Annotated in this window: 16 protein-coding genes; 6 read left to right on the top strand and 10 right to left on the bottom strand. The window is 67.1% G+C overall.

What is annotated here, in order from left to right:
* Positions 1-136: 136 nt before the first annotated feature.
* From J2S97_RS21015 to J2S97_RS20975, 9 genes are all read right to left on the bottom strand, one after another.
* Positions 137-1018: a hypothetical protein gene (locus J2S97_RS21015; protein ID WP_373460610.1), complete on the bottom strand. Its 882-nt coding sequence runs from the start codon at positions 1016-1018 to the stop codon at positions 137-139.
* Between the two features lie 237 nt (positions 1019-1255).
* A complete protein-coding gene (tgt, locus tag J2S97_RS21010) occupies positions 1256-2569 on the bottom strand; it encodes a tRNA guanosine(34) transglycosylase Tgt (RefSeq protein ID WP_307051875.1) in 1314 nt (437 codons plus the stop codon).
* 43 nt (positions 2570-2612) lie between these two features.
* Positions 2613-3338 (bottom strand): SRPBCC domain-containing protein, encoded by a 726-nt coding sequence (locus tag J2S97_RS21005; RefSeq protein ID WP_307051874.1) that lies wholly within the window; start codon positions 3336-3338, stop codon positions 2613-2615.
* Positions 3339-3397: 59 nt separating this feature from the next.
* Entirely contained in the window at positions 3398-4453 is a 1056-nt protein-coding gene (locus J2S97_RS21000) for a DUF6707 family protein (RefSeq protein ID WP_307051873.1), read from the bottom strand.
* Between the two features lie 136 nt (positions 4454-4589).
* Positions 4590-5129 (bottom strand): NUDIX hydrolase family protein, encoded by a 540-nt coding sequence (locus J2S97_RS20995; RefSeq protein ID WP_028271117.1) that lies wholly within the window; start codon positions 5127-5129, stop codon positions 4590-4592.
* 44 nt (positions 5130-5173) lie between these two features.
* Positions 5174-5818 carry an RraA family protein gene (locus J2S97_RS20990; RefSeq protein WP_307051872.1) on the bottom strand — a complete coding sequence of 215 codons (645 nt, stop codon included), beginning with the start codon at positions 5816-5818 and terminating at the stop codon, positions 5174-5176.
* A complete protein-coding gene (locus tag J2S97_RS20985; protein ID WP_307051871.1) occupies positions 5815-6291 on the bottom strand; it encodes a RidA family protein in 477 nt (158 codons plus the stop codon). The genes J2S97_RS20990 and J2S97_RS20985 overlap by 4 nt, the downstream gene beginning before the upstream one ends.
* Entirely contained in the window at positions 6288-7649 is a 1362-nt protein-coding gene (locus tag J2S97_RS20980) for an MFS transporter (RefSeq protein WP_307051870.1), read from the bottom strand. The genes J2S97_RS20985 and J2S97_RS20980 overlap by 4 nt, the downstream gene beginning before the upstream one ends.
* A gap of 224 nt (positions 7650-7873) precedes the next feature.
* Entirely contained in the window at positions 7874-9067 is a 1194-nt protein-coding gene (locus J2S97_RS20975) for a PucR family transcriptional regulator (RefSeq protein ID WP_307051869.1), read from the bottom strand.
* 178 nt (positions 9068-9245) lie between these two features.
* Between J2S97_RS20975 and J2S97_RS20970 the strand changes: the two genes are divergently transcribed.
* Genes J2S97_RS20970 through J2S97_RS20950 form a run of 5 tightly spaced genes read left to right on the top strand, consistent with a single transcriptional unit; the run spans position 9246 to position 16633 of the window.
* A complete protein-coding gene (locus J2S97_RS20970; protein WP_307051868.1) occupies positions 9246-10583 on the top strand; it encodes an MFS transporter in 1338 nt (445 codons plus the stop codon).
* Positions 10580-12205 (top strand): thiamine pyrophosphate-dependent enzyme, encoded by a 1626-nt coding sequence (locus tag J2S97_RS20965; protein ID WP_307051867.1) that lies wholly within the window; start codon positions 10580-10582, stop codon positions 12203-12205. Before J2S97_RS20970 ends, J2S97_RS20965 begins: the two co-directional genes overlap by 4 nt.
* A 12-nt stretch (positions 12206-12217) precedes the next feature.
* Entirely contained in the window at positions 12218-13624 is a 1407-nt protein-coding gene (locus J2S97_RS20960; protein WP_307051866.1) for a gamma-aminobutyraldehyde dehydrogenase, read from the top strand.
* Between the two features lie 12 nt (positions 13625-13636).
* Positions 13637-15361, top strand: coding sequence for an amidohydrolase (locus tag J2S97_RS20955; protein ID WP_307051865.1), 1725 nt, complete (start codon positions 13637-13639; stop codon positions 15359-15361).
* A gap of 9 nt (positions 15362-15370) precedes the next feature.
* Entirely contained in the window at positions 15371-16633 is a 1263-nt protein-coding gene (locus J2S97_RS20950; protein WP_307051864.1) for a M20 family metallo-hydrolase, read from the top strand.
* A 35-nt stretch (positions 16634-16668) separates the two neighbouring features.
* Here J2S97_RS20950 and J2S97_RS20945 read toward each other — a convergent pair whose 3' ends face one another.
* Positions 16669-17385: a VOC family protein gene (locus tag J2S97_RS20945; RefSeq protein WP_307051863.1), complete on the bottom strand. Its 717-nt coding sequence runs from the start codon at positions 17383-17385 to the stop codon at positions 16669-16671.
* A 94-nt stretch (positions 17386-17479) separates the two neighbouring features.
* Between J2S97_RS20945 and J2S97_RS20940 the strand changes: the two genes are divergently transcribed.
* Complete coding sequence (locus tag J2S97_RS20940) at positions 17480-18076, top strand: YdeI/OmpD-associated family protein (RefSeq protein WP_307051881.1); 597 nt, start codon at positions 17480-17482, stop codon at positions 18074-18076.
* Positions 18077-18080: the final 4 nt, after the last annotated feature.

Below are 18080 nucleotides of genomic sequence, written 5' to 3'. Positions count from 1 at the left end.
AACCCACCGCACCAGCCGCCCCGGCCCACGCCGGCATCAACTACAAAACCAACCAGCTGTCACAAACAGCTTGATTCATTCCGAGGTTCCGGCGAATTCGCGGGCTTCCGGCGAACTCGGGGAACGGGTCGGCGACTCAGCGCATTCGAGGGTGGCTGGCCAAGGCACGGAGCACACGGGTCTTGAATTCCTGTTCCCGGAACAGGTCCTTCCACTCGACCCGCACGAAGAGCCATCCGTCCTCGGTCAAGGCTTTTTCGCGGAGGCGTTCCTGGAAGAGCACCTCGTCAGTGGGCTGGAAATCGAAGTACTTAGCCTTGCCATCAAATTCGAGCGCGACCTGCTCCTCCTTCCAGGCGAAGTCCAGTCGATGCCTCCCGACCCTGCTCGTGACCTCAACCTGCGGCACGGGCGGCCTGATCTTCAGGCGCAGGATCAGTTCCCGCGTCAGCGTTTCGCCGGGGGATTCGGATCGGGGGTCGGCTGTGGCAAGTGCTCGACGGAAGGTCCGGATACCACGCCGCCCGCCCAAGGAATCTGCCATCTCCTGCAGCAATGACCGGTCCGCACCGAGGCGCAGCGCATGGTCCATCACTATGAGAGCTTGCCGGTAGGTCAGCATCATGGCACAGTCCGCGGCGGTCCTTTCCAACGAGGTGGTTCGCAGGCCGCCCGGTACAGTCACCTCGCGGTCGGAGAAGGTGCGCGTATGGCACTGCACATCCTTGCCGTGGCGTTCACTCGACGGGCGCACGCCCTGCAGAATATGGACGACGTCATCCACGTTCCAGAGATAGAGGCTGTGCAGGCGTGCGGCGGACGTGTGGCTGTAGACGAAGGCGCCGGTCGACGTCGTGCGTGTTCCGTGCGCATGCGCGTAAATCAACCGCCGGCTCCGGACGCGAGCCGATTGGGCATTCCACACACTGGCGCGGAGATAGCAGCCGTAGCGCAGTCGGACAAGGGAACCCGAATCCAGCAGGGCCCTGATGGACCGTGAGCCGAATCCGAGGTCCATGAGCTGGTCCGCCAGAGGTTGCCAGCCGTCGGGAGTGCAGGGGTGTTGTTGTGCGGCATGGGACCAGCTTCGGCTGCCCCGAGACTTCCCGGGAGGCCCCGCCGTCGTTACGTGGAAAACTCGAAGTCGCCGGAAACCTGCGTGGACGCCGTAAACTTCCGGCGAACCCGCACGTTTCCGGCGACTTCGGCGACGGTGGGGAGCGGAACCGGGAGCGGAGCCGGGGCGGGCCTTGGCCTAGGGGTAGTAGCGGCCCAGGGTCTCGGCCTTGAACTCGAAGAAGTTGCCGGCTTCGATGGCCAGCCGGGCGTCGTCCACCATCTTCACCACAAAGCGCTCGTTGTGGATGGAGATCAGCGTGGCCGAGACCATCTCTTTGGCCTTGAACAGGTGGTGGATGTAGGCCCGCGAGTAGTTCAGGCAGGCGTAGCAGTCGCAGCCTTCCTGCAGCGGGCCGAAGTCTCGCTTGTACTTGGCGCCGGACAGGTTGAACCGTCCGTCCGGTGTGTAGAACGCAGAGTTGCGGGCCACCCGGGTGGGGGAGACGCAGTCGAAGGTGTCCGCGCCGTTTTCGATTGCGGTGAAGATGTCGTCCGGTTCGGAGATGCCCAGCAGGTGCCGCGGCTTGTTCTCCGGCAGCTCCTCGTTGCACCAGCGAACGATGGTGCCCAGGTTCTCCTTCTCGAGCGCCCCGCCGATGCCGAAGCCGTCGAAGTTCATGCCGCCCAGGTCCCGGCAGGCCTTGCGGCGGAGGTCCTCGTACTGCGCGCCCTGGATCACGCCGAACAGCGCCTGGTACGGCTTGCCCACCCGCTCGGAGGTCAGCCTGAAGTGCTCGGTGATGCAGCGTTCGGCCCAGCGGCGGGTGCGTTCCAGCGACTCCTCCTGGTAGCCGCGGGAGTTCTGCAGTGTGGTCAGCTCATCGAAGGCGAACATAATGTCCGCGCCGATCTGGTGCTGGACGTTCATGGAGATTTCGGGGCTGAAACGGTGCCGGTCGCCGTTGAGGTGGCTCTTGAACCACACCCCTTCCTCATCCACGTGCGCCAGCCGCTCCTTGCCCGGCGCCACGGCATCATCGGGGAGGGCGGTATCCGCCACCGGCACAGTCTTCATGTCGATGACCTTCTTGAAGCCGGAGCCCAGGCTCATCACCTGGAAGCCGCCCGAGTCCGTGAAGGTGGGCCCGGACCAGTTCATGAAGGCGCCCAGCCCGCCCGCTTCGTCCAGGATGTCCGCCCCCGGCTGGAGGTACAAGTGGTAGGCGTTGGCCAGCACCGCCTGCGCGCCCAGTTCGGCGATGGACTCGGGCAACACTGATTTCACTGTGGCCTTGGTGCCGACGGCAATGAAGGCCGGGGTCTGGATCTCGCCGTGCGGGGTGCTGATGGTGCCGGTGCGGCCCAGGAACTCCCCGCCGTTGCCGGCCACCTGGTCCGGCGTCGGCGAGCATGTCTCACTCAGGCGCTTGCCCACGGCAAAGGAAAACTCGGACTGCAGGGCTGCGGCCCCCGGCTCGAGTGAGAGCGAAGGTTCAGTATTGGCTGGCACGGTTCAAGTGTGCCAGCTTCCGGTGGCGAAACTTAGCCGGCCGTTAGTGCACGGGGTCCGATGTGGGGTAGTTCTCAGCCCGCCAACTGTCCCAGCTGCTACGGATTTCCTCCAGCCGGTGGGCCCCCAGATCGTAGGTGGACACGATCACCATGGACCCGCCGTCGGGCCTGACCTCAGCGATGGGCGGCTGGTCGGCAACGATCAGCAGGCCGTCGCCGTGTTCGGCGTAGCTGTGCACGGTAAGCCCCACCTGGTGGTTGGTGCGGTACCAGACCTTGCCCGAGATCTTCTCGCCGGTGGCGAGTGCCAGCGAGTACGGTTCGCCGGGCGCGGGGACGTCCCGGAGGCCCAGCTTGTCGATCGCGGAGCCGTCGCCGCCCGGAACCGAAAAGAAGGCCGTGCGGCGCTTGCCGTGCGGGTGGTGTTCCAGGGCGAAGCGGAGCTGCTGGAGGAAAGTCAGCCAGCTTTGGGTGATGTCCTCGTCCCAGGCGGCCCACTCGGAATTGTGGTCCAGGGCTGCCCGCGTCACACTGACCTGGGTGCCGGTGGAAACGGGCTTCAGGGCGAACTCATCCCCGCCGTCCACGGTGAGGCTGGTGTGGTCGGGGCCTTCAACTACGGTGTCCTTGAAATAGATTTCGTTGATTTCGGCCGCCAGGTCGTCGGCCTCCCAGCCGTGCCACTGGGCAACCTTGGCCGGTTCACGCAGCATTGTCCAAACCTGCTGCGCATCGGAATTAATCACAACGCTCAGTTTGTTCGTCATGGGGTGAATCTACAACGCCCGGCGCCCCCGGGGTAGGGCCAAACGGGTGGGGCCTCGCCTCAGGCCCGGACGGACTCCAGTTCGTTGGCGATCCGGCGCTCCAGCTCCTTCAACCCGATGGTTTCCGAGCCGCCGTGCGCCCGCAGGAACATCAGTGCCTCAAGCCGCAGTAGCCGCCACTCTCGTTCGGCGTCCGGGTTCGAATTGTCGATCGCCCGGAAGATTTCCTTGTCGTACAGGTTGGGTTCGTTCAGGGAGCGCTGCCGGATCTTGGCGTTGATGCGGGCCTTGAACGGGTCCGTTTCCATCGCATCGGGGGCGCGGAGGAGCTTTTCGTACACCTCGGCACGGTCCTCTTTTCCCGTCTGCCGGCAAATGTAGCTCGACAGGGCCAGCGCCGCCTCGACGGACGTCCACCGGCCCGGGTTGCCGTCGAAGGGCAGCACGTTGAGCAGGTCCGCGACGGCCAGGGCGCCCTCCGCATCCTTGAGGGTGACAAACAGTTCATGGGCCAGGTCGCTGAGGTCCTTGAGGCAGCTTCCGGATTTGGTGTTGATGCCCTTGGCCAGCCGGTCGCTCAGCAGCATCACGCCCAGAGCGTCCGGGTGCACTGCCGCGGCGGCCGCGACCACCGACTCCGGTGTTCCCGAGGGTTCCGGGATCAGCGCCAGTTCATCCTCGCCCGGACCGGCGGCCGCGGCCGCCGGCGTTGTGGCCGGGCGGGGAGGCACGACGACGGCGGGAGCCGCCGGGGCTGGCTCCGCCCCGGCGGAGTCTGCCCGGGCGGCGGGAGGCTCAACGGCCTGAACCGGGGTGGCGGCGTCGGACTCCCCGGAACCGGTGTCCGCGGCGGAACGGGAGTCTCCGGTGTTGTCACCGGAAGTGGCAGCGCCGGGCAAAGCCACCAGAACCGTGGAACCGGCCGCGATGCGGAGGATCCCGCCGCCGGTGAGGGTTGCGAGGACCACGGCCGCTGTTCCGAAATCGTCGTTCTCCACGAGCACGCTCTGGATTTCGGCGGACCGTTCGCCGTCGGGAAGGAGCAGGAGGTGGCCGGTCTGCAGAGAGCCAGCCTGGAGCTCACTGTAGTGCTGGGCGGCTGGGGGGTGGGTCATCGGGAGTCCTTAAGTTCTCTTGCGGTCCGCCCTACAGTCTACTAAGGGGCCCGCCCGAAGTCGGGGACGCCCGGGTTCCTTCGAGCGTCCCCGCAGGACTCCTGGCCCACCGCCAGTTAAAGGTGATGCCGTCTGCCTAGCTGCCCACGCCGGCGAACGCGAGTGCCTGCCGGACGAGGGCGCCGCGGCCACCGCTGAATTCCAGCTGGACGTCCGGGCTCAGGACCTCCTCGGGAGTCATCCAGGTGAGCTCGAGGGCATCCTGGCGGGGTTCGCATTCGCCCGTGACCGGGATGATGTAAGCCAGCGAAACAGCATGCTGGCGGTCGTCGGTGAATCCGGTGTGGGACGGCGCCGGGAAGTATTCAGCCACCGTGAACGGCACCGGGCTGATGGGCAGCTGCGGGAACGCCAACGGGCCCAGGTCCTTCTCCATGTGGCGGAGCAGGGCCGCGCGGATGGTCTCGCGGTAGAGGACGCGGCCGGACACGAGGGAGCGGACCATGGTGCCGTCCTCGTCGGCCTGCAGCAGCGTACCCACTTCGTTCACGAACCCCAGGGGATCAAGGCGGACGGGTACGGCTTCCACATAAACCATGGGAAGCCGGCCCCGGGCTTCAAAGAGGTCCTCATCGGACAGCCAGCCGGGATTCGGGTCAGGAGTGCGCACGTTCATGGTTAAGTTCTACCGCATCCCTGCCCGAACCCCGCGCCGGACCTTCACACCGGGAGGACGGATTCGAGTGGTTCCCCTGCCGCGATCCTGGCCAGGAGGGCAGGTTCGGCGGCATCGGAGGCCAGTGCCTGGTCCAGAACGCCCGCAAGGACCGACGGGGAAAGCACGATGACGCCGTTGTCGTCACCCAGCACCCAGTCGCCGGGATGGACCTCGACGCCGCCGCACATCACGGGGACGTTGACGGCGGACGTTTCGTGGTGAATCCGCTTGGTGGTGAGGCACGAGGTTCCGCGGGAGAACACCGGAAGGCCGGTGGCCCGGAGCTCCAGGATGTCCGTGGCGACGCCGTCGACCACAACTCCCGCGGCGCCCTGTGCCGTGGCCGCGGCTGCCGTGACCGCGCCGACGGGGGCATGCCGGTGGTCACCGGACATGTCCACCACCAGCACCGCGCCCGGGTGCAGCGCCAGCAGGGCACGGTTCATGGCGAAGGCGTCGTTCCCGGCGATCCGGACCGTTACCGCCGGGCCGGCCACCTTGACGCCGTCGAGCAGGGACTGAATGGCCGGGTCCAGGAAACCGTCCTCCAGGAAGTGGCCGATGGTGGGGTAGCTGACGCCATCGAGCCTCTCCGCCAGCCTGTCAGCGAACCCTGCAGCCGCGTCTTGGACACCGGTGGCGCTCACGGAGCCACCTCAGCCGCGGCCCCGGACGGAATCACGGACGGAACCACAGCCACGCACTCGATTTCCAGCGACACGCCCCACAGGCTGACGCAGACGGACGTGCGGGCAGGCTTGGCGGCGCCGAAGAACTCCACGTACACGCGGTTGTACTCCTCGAGCTGGCCGGGGTCGGTGAGGTACGTGTTCACTTTGACCACGTGTTCAAGACCCGACCCGGCAGCTTTCAGCACCGACTCCAGGTTCCGGATGGTCTGGCGCACCTGGTCGGCAAACGATTCCGGCTGATCTCCCAGGCCGCTGACCGCAGGGATCTGGCCGGCGGTGAACACAAACCCGTTCGCCACCACCGCTTGGGAAAAGGGCCCGACGGCGGCCGCTCCGCCGGGGATTTCGGCTATCCGGCGCACGGTGCCGGCATCGGACGGAACCACCGTGACGCCGTCAGCCGTTGAAGTCAGGGGTGCGGCAGTCACTTGGCGGTCACCGCCTGGCCGGCCTCAGCGGGTGCCGTGTCCATGGCGTCAATGTTGCCGTGCCGGGTTTCGGTCAGGATGAACAGCGCACCGAGGGATACCAGGGCGGCGGCCATGATGTACCAGGCGATGGAGGAGCTCTGGTGCGTCACGCCGAGCAGCCACGTGGTGATGAACGGTGTTGCGGCGCTGCCGAGGAGGCCGGACAGCATGTAGGCCACTGAAAGGCCCGAGTAGCGGACCTTGGAGCCGAACAGCTCCGCGAGGAACGTGGCGATGGGCCCGTAGTTGGCGGCGAAGGCCGTCATCATGGCGAGGTAGGCGACGAACAGCAGCGGCACGGACTTGGTGTCCATGAGCCAGAACATCGGGAAGGCCAGGGCTGCCTCGGCGACTACGCCGGCGTAGATGATCGGCTTGCGGCCGTACTTGTCGGAGAGCTGGCCGAAGAAGGGGATCAGGACAAAGCACAGGGCACAGGCGGCCAGCACAACCCAGAGCATGAGGGCCTCGGAGTGGCCCAGTTCCTTCTTGCCGTAGGAGACGCCGGAGGCCACGAGCAGGGTGAACGTGCTGCCCGTGGACAGCGTGGCGACGCCGCCGAGGATGACCTGCTTCCAGTACTTGGCCATCAGGGCTGCGAAGGGCAGCTTGGCTTTGGCGCCGGCGTCCTTGACAGCCTGGAAGGACGGGGTCTCTTCGATGTGGAGCCGGATGTAGATGCCCACTGCCACAAGCAGCGCGGAGGCCAGGAACGGAATTCGCCAGCCCCAGCTGAGGAGGGCTTCGGTGCTGACGCTCGAGGCCACAATCAGGAAGGCCACGTTGGCGATGAGGGTTCCGGCGGGCACGCCCACCTGGACCAGGGAACCGTAGAAGCCGCGCCGGTCCGCCGGGGCGTGTTCCACGGTCATCAGGACAGCACCGCCCCATTCGCCGCCGAGGGCCAGGCCCTGGATGACGCGGAGGAAGAGCAGCAGCAGGGGCGCCATGATGCCGATGCTGTTGTAGTCCGGCAGCAGGCCGATGGCGAAGGTGGCGGCGCCCATGGTCAGCAGCGAGATGAGGAGCATGGATTTGCGGCCCAGCCGGTCGCCGAAGTGGCCGAAGATGATTGCGCCCACCATGCGGGCAATGTAGGCCGAAGCGAAGGTGCCGAAGGCGAGCATGGTGCCCACGATGGGGTCGAAGCTCGGGAAGAAGATCTTGTTGAAAACGAGAGCGGACGCTGTTCCGAAAACGAAGAGGTCGTACCACTCCACGGTGGTGCCGATAACGCTGGCGAGGGCAATCTTGCGCATTTTGGCGAGGTCGAGCCGGGCTGTTGCGGCGGTGGTTGTTTCTACCATTTGAGCCATCAGTATCTCCAGATGGGGGTGCGGGGACGAGCGTCCGATGCAAGGTAGGTACAACTCTTGTGTGTAGTGGATCACACCTCAATGGCAGAAATACCATCAAAAAAGCACTAGGAATGTGGAAACACACAACAGCGCCGCCGGGCAGCAGCCGGCGGCGGCATACGGCGGCCGCTTAGGTCCAGGCACAGGCCCATGCCATGGCCAGACTCAGGCCATGGCCAGGCTCAGGCCCAGGCCACCACCAGCCGGGCCGCCTTTGACGGCACGGTGAGATCGATGCCGGTCAGTTCCTGGAAGCGGTTGAGCCGGTTCAGGATGGTGTTCCGGTGGCAGAAGAGCTGCTCGGCCGTGGCGGTGATGTTCCCGGTGGACAGGAAATGCCGGACGGTCTCCATGAGCCGTTCGCGTTCCCCGCCGCGGCATTCCTCCAGCGCCTCCTCCACCTGGGCGGTAAGGTCCAGGCCGGCGTCCTGCAGGTTCTGGTTCGCCAGCCGGGCCCAGGCGGCATCCGCCGACAGCGGACCTGCGTCGTTTGGTCGGAGCAGGGCTGCAAGGCTCTCCGCCGTGCGGGCCGCGGCGGGAAGGGCGCGCAGCCCGTGCACTTCCGGAACGAAGCCGCAGGGAATGTCCGCCAGCGCGGGCGGCAGCGGCTGGTCCGGGGCGGCGGCTGCCCGAGGCGCCGTCCGCGGCGCCGGGAGGGGCCAGAACAGGTAGGTGGTTCCTCCTGATTCGTGCAGGAAGAGCCTGTGCCGGAGCTGCAGTCCCGAGCCGAACTGCGCCGACGCAGCACGGAGCCGGGTCCCCGCTTCGCCGCTGGCGGCCACGAGTCCGCACCAGGAATCGGGGCTGATGCCCAGGGCCGAGCCCACCTGTGAGGACGTTTCGGCGGACAGGGTGCTCTGGTTGAACAGCCTGGCGATGAATTCGCGCTGGATGCTGGACTCCTCCTGGGCCATCCGGACGCGCTCAGTGAGGTAGCTCATGTGCGTCCGGGTGGCGAATCCGTCCACCACGCGCCACACCTGGTCCACCCGGGAAGCCAGCAGTCCGGCGTCGTCCGGGGCCGCGATCTCCAGCAGTTCCGCCCACAGGATGCTGAAGTCCAGCCGCACCGCAGAGGTCAGGGATTCGGGCGGAATCCCGGCACGGGCCCGCTTGGAGCCAAGGTCCGATGCGAAGGCGAGCAGCCCGTCCCGGCCATTGTCCGCCTGGCCGCCGCGAAGACCGTGGATGAGCCGGCGGAAGGTCTCCCGCGCGGTGTCCCGGATTTCCGGCACGGTGACCTGGCTCTCGCCGTATTCCGGGATTTGCCGGACCTGGGCCGTGAAGGTCTGGGCCAGCTTGTCCAGCCTGTCTTCGAGCTGGTCCACCAGCTCGACCCAGCGGACGGCACCCCCGGGGGATTCAAAATTGTGCATTTTCACATTCTATGGGCTTGTTTACGTGGTGCAATGCTAGTTTTTTTGGCAAAACCTACTGGCAAAATGGAATGAAGCACACAGGTGAGCCCAATCACAGGCCCGCACCAGATTCTGGCAACGGGGCCCGGGCGACGCCAGTCACTTTTCCGTCCAGTCACATTTCCTTGGAGTAATCATGGCAAGCAGCGCAAGCAACGCCACCACCACAGTGGGTCCGCAGACGCCACGCGTTATCGACGAACGGGTCACCAAGAAGGTTGCCCTGGCGGCCCTCGTGGGCACGGCGCTGGAGTGGTACGACTTCTTCCTGTTCACTACCGCCGCGGCGCTGGTCTTCAACGCGCAGTACTTCGTTTCAGCTGATCCGTTCGTCGCCGCCATGAGCTCCTTCGCCACCCTGGCTGTGGGCTTCGTGGCCCGTCCCATCGGCGGGTTCATCTTCGGCGCCTTGGGCGACAAGGTGGGACGCAAGAAGATCCTCATGGTCACCATTGTGGGAATCGGCGTCGTGACCGGCCTGATCGGGCTCCTGCCGAACTACATGACCATCGGGGTAGCGGCCCCCATCATCCTGGTGGCACTGCGGATCCTGCAGGGCCTGGCAGTGGGCGGCGAGTGGAGCGGCGCGGTGATCATCGCCGTCGAGAACGCCCCGGTGGCCAAGCGTGCACGCTACGCGGCGCTGCCGCAGATCGGTTCCCCGATCGGCACCATCCTGTCCTCCGGCGGCTTCTTCGGGATGCTCTACCTGGTGGGCCAGACCAACTTCGACGCCTGGGGCTGGCGCATCCCGTTCGTGGCGGCCATCCCGCTGCTGGCCATCTCCATGTGGATCCGCAGCAAGCTCAGCGAATCGCCCGAGTTCGAGGCGCTGATGGAGTCCGGCGAGACCGAACACGCACCCATCCGTGGTGTCCTGACGAAGAGCTGGCGCCAGATCCTGGTGGGCGGATGCTCTGCACTGCTGGGCATCGGCGGCTTCTACCTCATCACCAGCTTTGTGGTTTTTTACGGCACCAAAGTGCTCAAGATGCCGTACGAAACCCTGCTGTTCGGTTCGCTCCTCGCAGCCGTATTCGAGATCTTCGTCCTCATCTGGGCCGGACGGATGGGCGAGAAGTACGGCGCCAGCAAGGTGATCCTCTGGGGTGGCGTGGCCTCCGCGCTCGTGGCTGTCCCGGTCTTCCTGGCCATCGACACCGCAAACCCTGCGCTGGTCATCATCGCCATGATCGTCGGCGTGTGCACCCTGTCAGTCCCGTACGCAGTGTCCGGAACGGCCCTCACCGCGCTGTTCGCCACCAAGGTCCGGTACACCGGCGTGGCCATCACCTCCAACGGCGCCGGAGTCATCTCGGGCTTCGTGCCCCTGATCGCCACGGCCCTGGTGGCGGCGAACGGCAACTCGTTCTGGCCCGGCGCCATCATCCTGCTGGTGGTGTCCGTCATGACGGCCCTGTCCGGTATTTTCCTGCCCGCACTCAGCATCGAAGAAGAGGGAATGAAGCATTGAGCACCGCAACCACCGCCGGGCACCTCATTGTTGCCCAGCTTGAACGGGCCGGCATCCAGCGGGTCTACGGAGTCCCGGGCGAAAGCTTCCTGGACGTGCTGGACGGCCTCCACGGCTCTTCCATTGAAACCGTGGTGACCCGGCACGAAGGCGGCGCCGGCTTCATGGCCCTCGCCGAAGGCCGCCTCACCGAACGCCCCGGCGTCGCCATGGTGACCCGCGGCCCCGGTGCGGCCAATGCCTTCATCGCCATCCACACCGCGCACCAGGACGCCACCCCGATGATCCTCTTCGTGGGGCTCATCCCGGTGGCGGACCGCGGCCGCGAATCCTTCCAGGAATTCGACATCAACGCCTGGTTCGGCAGCACGGCCAAGAAAGTGGTGACGCTCGACGACGCCGCGTCCGCCGCCCGCGTCGTGGACGACGCGATCTTCACGGCCCTCAGCGGCCGCCCGGGTCCCGTGGTCATCGGCCTTCCTGAGGACGTCCTGGTCCACGCCATCGACTCAGGCACGGTGGAGCCCCGGTCCGTTGCACGGACCGGACCGGCAGCCCCGGACCTGGCCGCCCTGGAGCAGCACCTGGCAGCAGCACGCAAGCCGCTGATCGTGGTGGGCGGCGAAGGCTGGGATCAGGAAAGCTCCGAGGCGCTGGCCGACTGGGCCTCCCGCCACGGAGTGCCCGTCCTGGCCGACTTCCGCGCCTACGACGCCGTTCCCCACAACAGCGACGCCTACGCCGGCTACCTCGGCTACGCCCGCAGCGACGACAACGCCCGCCGCCTCGACGAGGCCGACCTCCTGGTCTTCGTGGGCTGCGTCCGGTCCGACGTTCTCTCGGACGGCTACAAACGCGGCCTGGATGCAGTCACCGTCGTGGTCAACCTGGATGCCGACCTGCTGGGCCACTTCGGCCGGCTGGACCAGCATATTCCTGCCCACGTGGCATCGTTCTCCCGGGCGCTCGCCGCCACGGCTTCCGCCGTGCAGCCGGCCGCCGGCTGGCTGGCGGAGGCCCGTGCCGACTACGAAAAGTTCTCCACCGCACAGCCGGACGGAGGCACGGGGGTGGACCTCGCCGTCGTGATGGAAATCCTCAAGCAGGAAATGGACGACGACGCCGTCATCACTTACGGGGCCGGGAACCATACGCTGTGGCCGGCCCGCTACTTGAAGCACAACTCGGCAAACTCCCTGGCGGCGCCGCGCAACGGCGCGATGGGCATGGGGATCCCGGCGGCCGTGGCTGCCTCGCTGGCCTATCCTGGCCGGCAGGTCATCTCTGTTGCCGGCGACGGCTGCTTCCTGATGAACGGCCAGGAACTGGCCACGGCCATGGGGCACGGCGGCAGGTTCATTGTCCTGGTGGTGGACAACGGCATCTTCGCCACCATCCGCGAACACCAGGAAGGCCACTACCCGGGCCGCCCGTCCGGCACACACATGACCAACCCGGACTTCGCCGCCCTGGCCCGTTCCTACGGCGGCTACGGGGAACGCGTGGACAAGGCCGAGGACTTCGCTGCCGCCTTCCGCCGCGCTGTCGACTCCGGGCTCCCCGCCGTCCTGCACCTGCCGCAGGACTCCGCCACCCGTTCACCCAAGACCGCCAGCAACTGACCGGAGCATTCCATGATCACGCTGAACAACACCATCAACGGCCAGGCCGTTGACGCCCCGGCCACGCTGCCGTTCTTCGACCCCGCCACCGGCGTACAGCTGGGCACAGCCCCGGACAGCGATGCCGCCACGGTTGACCGCGCCTTCCAGGCCGCCCACACCGCCTTCAAGAGCTACAAGCGGACCACCCCGGCCGAGCGCCAGGCCATGATGCTCAAGCTCGCGGACCTCATCGAGGCCAACGCGGACCGGCTGCTCGGGGCGGAAGTGGCCTGCACCGGCAAGCCGAAGGCGGTCACCCGCGAGATCGAGATCCTCCGGGGCGCAGACCAGCTGCGCTTCTTTGCCGGTGCCTGCCGGGTGGTTTCCGGCACGGCGCAGACCGAGTACGTCAGCGGGTTCTCCTCGACCGTCCGACGGGAGCCGCTCGGGGTGGTTGCCCAGATCACCCCGTGGAACTACCCGTTCATGATGGCCATTTGGAAGATCGGTCCGGCCCTGGCCGCCGGGAACACCCTGGTCCTCAAGCCGGCCGACACCACCCCCTGGTCCACCGTGATCCTGGGCGAGCTGGCCCAGGAGGCCTACCCTGCCGGCGTCGTCAACATCATCTGCGGCGGACGCGGCACCGGTGCGGCCATGGTGGACCACGAGATTCCCGAAATGGTCTCCATCACCGGCTCCACCCGGGCCGGCGCCCAGGTCATGTCCGCGGCTTCGAAGACGCTCAAGGACGTCCACCTGGAACTTGGCGGCAAGGCGCCGGCCATCGTTTTTGCCGACGTCGACATTGAACTGACTGCCAAGGAGATCGCGCTGGGTGCCTTCTTCAACGCCGGGCAGGACTGCACCGCCGTGACCCGCGTCCTCGTCGAGGAGTCCATCCACGCCGAATTCGGCGCAGCGCTCGCCGCTGCCGCCTCGGCCCTGACCGTGGGCGGCGACGCAGCCGACCTCGGGCCGCTGAACAGCGCCGCCCAGCTGGACCGGGTGGAGGGCTTTATGTCCCGGCTGCCGGCGAACGCCAAGGTCCTCGCCGGCGGCAAGCGGACGGGCGCCGGCTTCCACTTCGAACCCACCGTGATCGACGGCGTTTTCCAGAGCGACGAGGTGGTGTGCGACGAGATCTTCGGTCCCGTGGTCACAGTGCAGCCCTTCCGCTCCGAGGAAGAAGCCCTGGAGCTGGCCAACGGCACCAAGTACGCGCTCGCCTCCAGCGTCTGGTCCAACAACCACGGCCTGGTGACCAGGGTGTCCAACGAACTGGACTTCGGCGCCGTCTGGATCAACTGCCACCAGGTGATCCCGGCCGAGGCCCCGCACGGAGGGTTCAAGCACTCCGGAACAGGCAAGGACCTGTCCGTCTTCGGGCTCGAGGACTACACCCGCATCAAGTCCGTCACCACCTCCCACCGCTAACCCAGGAACCCCATGAAACTCGATCTGCTGCTGCGCAACGCGGACATCATCACCATGGATGACCGCCGCCCGCACGCCACGTCGCTGGGAATCTGGCAGGGCCGCATCGTCGGCCTCGATGACGAGCTGGACGGACTGGACTCGGCCGAGGTCCTGGACCTTGACGGTGCCACGGTGACGCCCGGGTTCATCGACGCCCACTGCCACACCACCTGGTTCGGGCTTGGCCTGGGCGAAGTGGACGTCTCCGGCGCCCGCGGCCTGGACCAGTTGTACGCGCTGTTGGCGGCGGACATGGCGGTCGGCAAGCAGGCCGGCTGGCTTATGGCTACCGGCTTCAGCCAGACGCAGCACGGCGGCGGGTTCCCTGACATTGCGGTGCTTGACCGGATCACCGGTGACCGGCCGCTGTTCATCCGGCACAACAGCGGCCACATGGCTGTGGTCAATACCGCCGCGCTGCGGCTGGCAGGCGCCGAATCGGCGTCGTTCCCCGATCCCGACGGCGGTGTGGTGGTCCGTGATGCCGGCGGCCTTCCCACCGGGCTGCTCCAGGAGACGGCGCAGCAGCTGATCCAGGACCTGATCCTGCCGTACTCCCTCGAGGCCATCGAAAACGCGCTGGACCGGGCCACCCGGCACTACGCGTCGGAAGGTATCACCAGTTTCACCGAGGCCGGGATCGGCGGCGGCTGGATCGGCCACAGCCCCGTTGAACTGGCCGCCTACCAGCGCGCCGTGGCCAACGGCAGGCTGCATGCCCGGGCCCAGCTCATGCCCGTCCTGGACGTGCTCCGCCCGCTGGACGGACATGGTGATCCGGCCGCGGCTGGCCTGGACCTGGGCATGGCCAGTGGCTTCGGGAATGAGTATCTGTCCCTCGGCCCGGCCAAGGTGTTCCTGGACGGCTCGCTGCTGGGCGAAACCGCGGCCGTCAGTGAGGAGTATTGCAGCCACGGCCACACGGACAACACCGGCAACACAGGATATTTCCAAGGCGATCCCGACGCGCTGCGGAACCGGATCGAGGCCGCCTACGCTGCGGGCTGGTCCATCGCCGCGCACGCCATCGGCGACCGCGCCGTTGATCTGGCGATCGGCATCATCGCTGACTGCGCCGGCAAATACGGGCCGCGTGCCCTGCCCAACCGGATCGAGCACGCATCGGTCACCAGGCCTGACCAGGTGCAGCGGCTCGCTGATGCCGGAATCGCCGTCACTCCGCAGGCGAGCTTCTTCGCCGAAGGCGGGGACGGCATGACTGCCTCGCTGGGACCGGATCGGCATGGCTGGGCCTACCGCGCGGCGTCGTTCCTGGCTGCCGGCGTGACCCTCGCCGGCAGCTCCGACCGCCCCGTGGCGGACGGCAACGTGCTCCGCGGAATGCAGGCCTTCGTGGACCGGCGCACCTCATCCGGCAGCGTATTCGGAAACCCGGACGAGCGGCTGAGCCCCCGCCAGGCCCTGGCAGCCTATACCGCCGGGGCGGCGGCAGCCACCGGCACCGCCCACGCAAAAGGCACACTGACGCCCGGAAAGCTGGCGGACTTCACCGTCCTGTCCGGCTCACCGCTGACCGCCCCGGACATTACCGCCCTCCGGGTCCTGGCAACGGCCGTCGGCGGAACATTCACCTACGGGGAGTCCTCCTTCCGGAGCCCTGTCCGCGCCGGGCAGGCAGCCGGCCGCCCGTCTTTTGGCACCAGATTCTTCAGCTCAGCCACCAACCGTTCATAGGGGAGCACCGTGACCACAACAACAACCCTCAGCGCCCGAGACACCGCCTTCGTCCGGGATTTCTACACGATGAGCGAATTCGGAGCCACCGCGAACGGCGGCGTCGACCGGCAGGCCGCCTCCATCCCGGACGGCCAGCAGCGCCAGTGGCTCAAGGGCCTGCTGGAGGCCAAAGGCTTCACAGTGAAGTTCGACCGCGCCGGCAACCAGTGGGGACTCTTCGAAGCCGTGCCGGGCGCAGCCTACGTGGTGGTGGGCTCGCACATGGACTCGCAGCCCACGGCCGGCCGGTACGACGGCGCCTACGGGGTGCTGGCGGCAGCCCACGCGGCCTTCCGCCTGGTGGAGCAGTGGAACGCCGCGGGGACGGACGGCCAGCCCCGGTTCAACATCGCCGTGGTCAACTGGTTCAACGAGGAAGGCTCGCGCTTCAAACCCTCCATGATGGGTTCCTCGGTTTATACCGGAAAGCTGGAGCTGGAGACGGCCCTGGCCACCACCGATGCCGCCGGCGTCTCCGTCCGTGACGCCCTCGACGCCATCGGCTGCCGGGGGGACTACGAGGGGCCGGACGCCGCCTTCTGCGCCGAAATCCACATCGAGCAGGGCCGGAGCATGGAGCGGGAAGGCGTCACCATCGGCCTGGTCCACTCCAACTGGGCGGCCAACAAGTACGAATTCGTGGTCAACGGCGAACAGGCCCACACCGGCTCCACCGTGATCGCCGACCGCAAGGACGCCCTGCTGGGCGCCTCCATGATGGTGGTGGCCGCCCGCGAGCTGGCCGACCGCTTCCCGGGCGTGCTGCACACGTCAGTGGGGCAGCTGACCGTCTACCCCAACTCGCCGGTGGTGGTGCCGTCCCGCGTGAACCTGCTGCTGGACCTGCGCAGTGCCGACGAGGCTGTCCTGGCTGAAGCCGATGCCCTGCTGCACCAGCGGATCACCGAGATCGAGCGGACGGCCAACGTCACCGTGGAACGCAACCACTCCCACTCCTGGCCCGTCACGCCCTACCAGCGCGAAGGCGTGGAACTGGCCGCGAAGGTGGCAGCCGACCTTGGCCTGGCAAACAAGCCGGTGATGACCCTGGCCGGACACGACTCCACCAACATGAAGGACATCGTACCCACTGTGATGCTGTTCGTTCCCAGCGTGGACGGCATCTCGCACAACGAACACGAATACACCACTGACGAGGACATCGTGGCCGGACTCACCATGCTCACCGAGGTGGTCGGCCGGCTCTGCGACGGCGCCCTGGCGGACTGAACCTGGAGGGGCGGGGCGCCGCGACGCCCCGTCCGTCAGTGCCTTGCTGAAACCCAGAGCGCCGGAGCGTCCGCGCCCACTAAGTCGGGGTTGGCCACGTGAAGGGTCCGCCCGAACGCCTCCTCTGTCATGCTGGCCTGGTGGCCGGCGGCGGCCAGCCGGTCCTGCAGGGCGGACAGGTCGCCCGTGTACTCAAAACCCAGGCCGGCGCGGGCGTTGCCGTTTCCGGGGCGCACCATCAGCACACCGCCGTTCTTTGCCGTGAAATCTGCGGTTTCATCGTCGTCGGGGACCGGCCGGAGCCGGGCGCCTATGCTGCGCAGTGTCTGGGCGGCGGCCGCGGCGTCCGGGGAAAACCAGACCTCGACGACGACAAGCGCCGGGTCGGCCGCCGTACTCTGGGCGCTGTGCGCAGCCTTGTCCGCGAAGAAACTGAAACCGTCCCCGCCCGTGATCCGGCAGGTGTCGCCGTGGTCCGCCTTGGTCAGCTCGGCCGGCGACGTCCCGTCGTCCGCCCCGGCCTCGTTGGTTCGCCGGGCGAATTCGGCGAGGTCGCCCACTTCGACGCCAAACGCCGTGGTGCCGTCCCCTGCGGAGCCGGCCTCGGCGGCGTGCAGCGCCAGCCGGCCGGCTCCGGCGTCGTACTCCTTCCAGGAACCGTCATCGACGGTCCGGACCATTCCCAGGTCGGTGAGCAGCCGGTCCCACTGGTCCAGGCGCGAGGTGAAATGGATGGGGCGGACACGCAGCATTGGATCTCCCGGGGTGAGGCTGGCCAAGAATTGTTGGTGACATGGCCATGATGCCACGCCTTGAATAAGGAGTCCCGTGGAGCAGAATGGTGCCATGGCCATCGAACTCGAGGAACTGCTGCTGAAGGACGCCGCCGAATGGCGCACGTGGCTGGAACAGCACCACGCCATCAGTCCGGGCGTGTGGCTGGTGCTGCACAAAAAGGGCGGCAACACCACGGAACTGGACTACGAGGCGGCCGTGCAGGAGGCCTTGTGCTTTGGTTGGATCGACGGGCAGGCCAAGAAGCGCGACGACGAGAGCTCTTTCCAGCGGATGACCCGCCGGGGGCCGAAGAGCGCCTGGTCGGTCAAGAATGTGGGGCGCGTCGAGGCGCTCGAAGCGGCCGGCAGGATGACGGCGGCGGGCCGCGCCGCCATCGAATCTGCCAAGGCGGACGGCCGCTGGGAAGCCGCCTACCACGGTCCCGCAACCGCCGAAGTGCCTGCCGATCTGGCGGCCGCCATTGCTGCCGAGCCGCGTGCGCAGGCCATGTTCGACGTGCTGACCTCCACCAACCGCTTCGCGCTGATCTACCGGACCAATTCGGTCAAGCAGGCCGCCACCCGCGAACGCAAGATCCTGGGGTTCGTGGAAATGCTGGCACGCGGCGAAACCCCGTACCCGCAGAAGAAGCGCCCCGCGGACTAACAGG

This window comes from Arthrobacter oryzae (assembly GCF_030812315.1).
In the GTDB taxonomy this organism is placed as follows: Bacteria; Actinomycetota; Actinomycetes; order Actinomycetales; family Micrococcaceae; genus Arthrobacter; species Arthrobacter oryzae_B.
The sequence above is the reverse complement of the archived record's forward strand: the minus strand, read 5'-3'. Positions and strand labels throughout refer to the sequence as shown.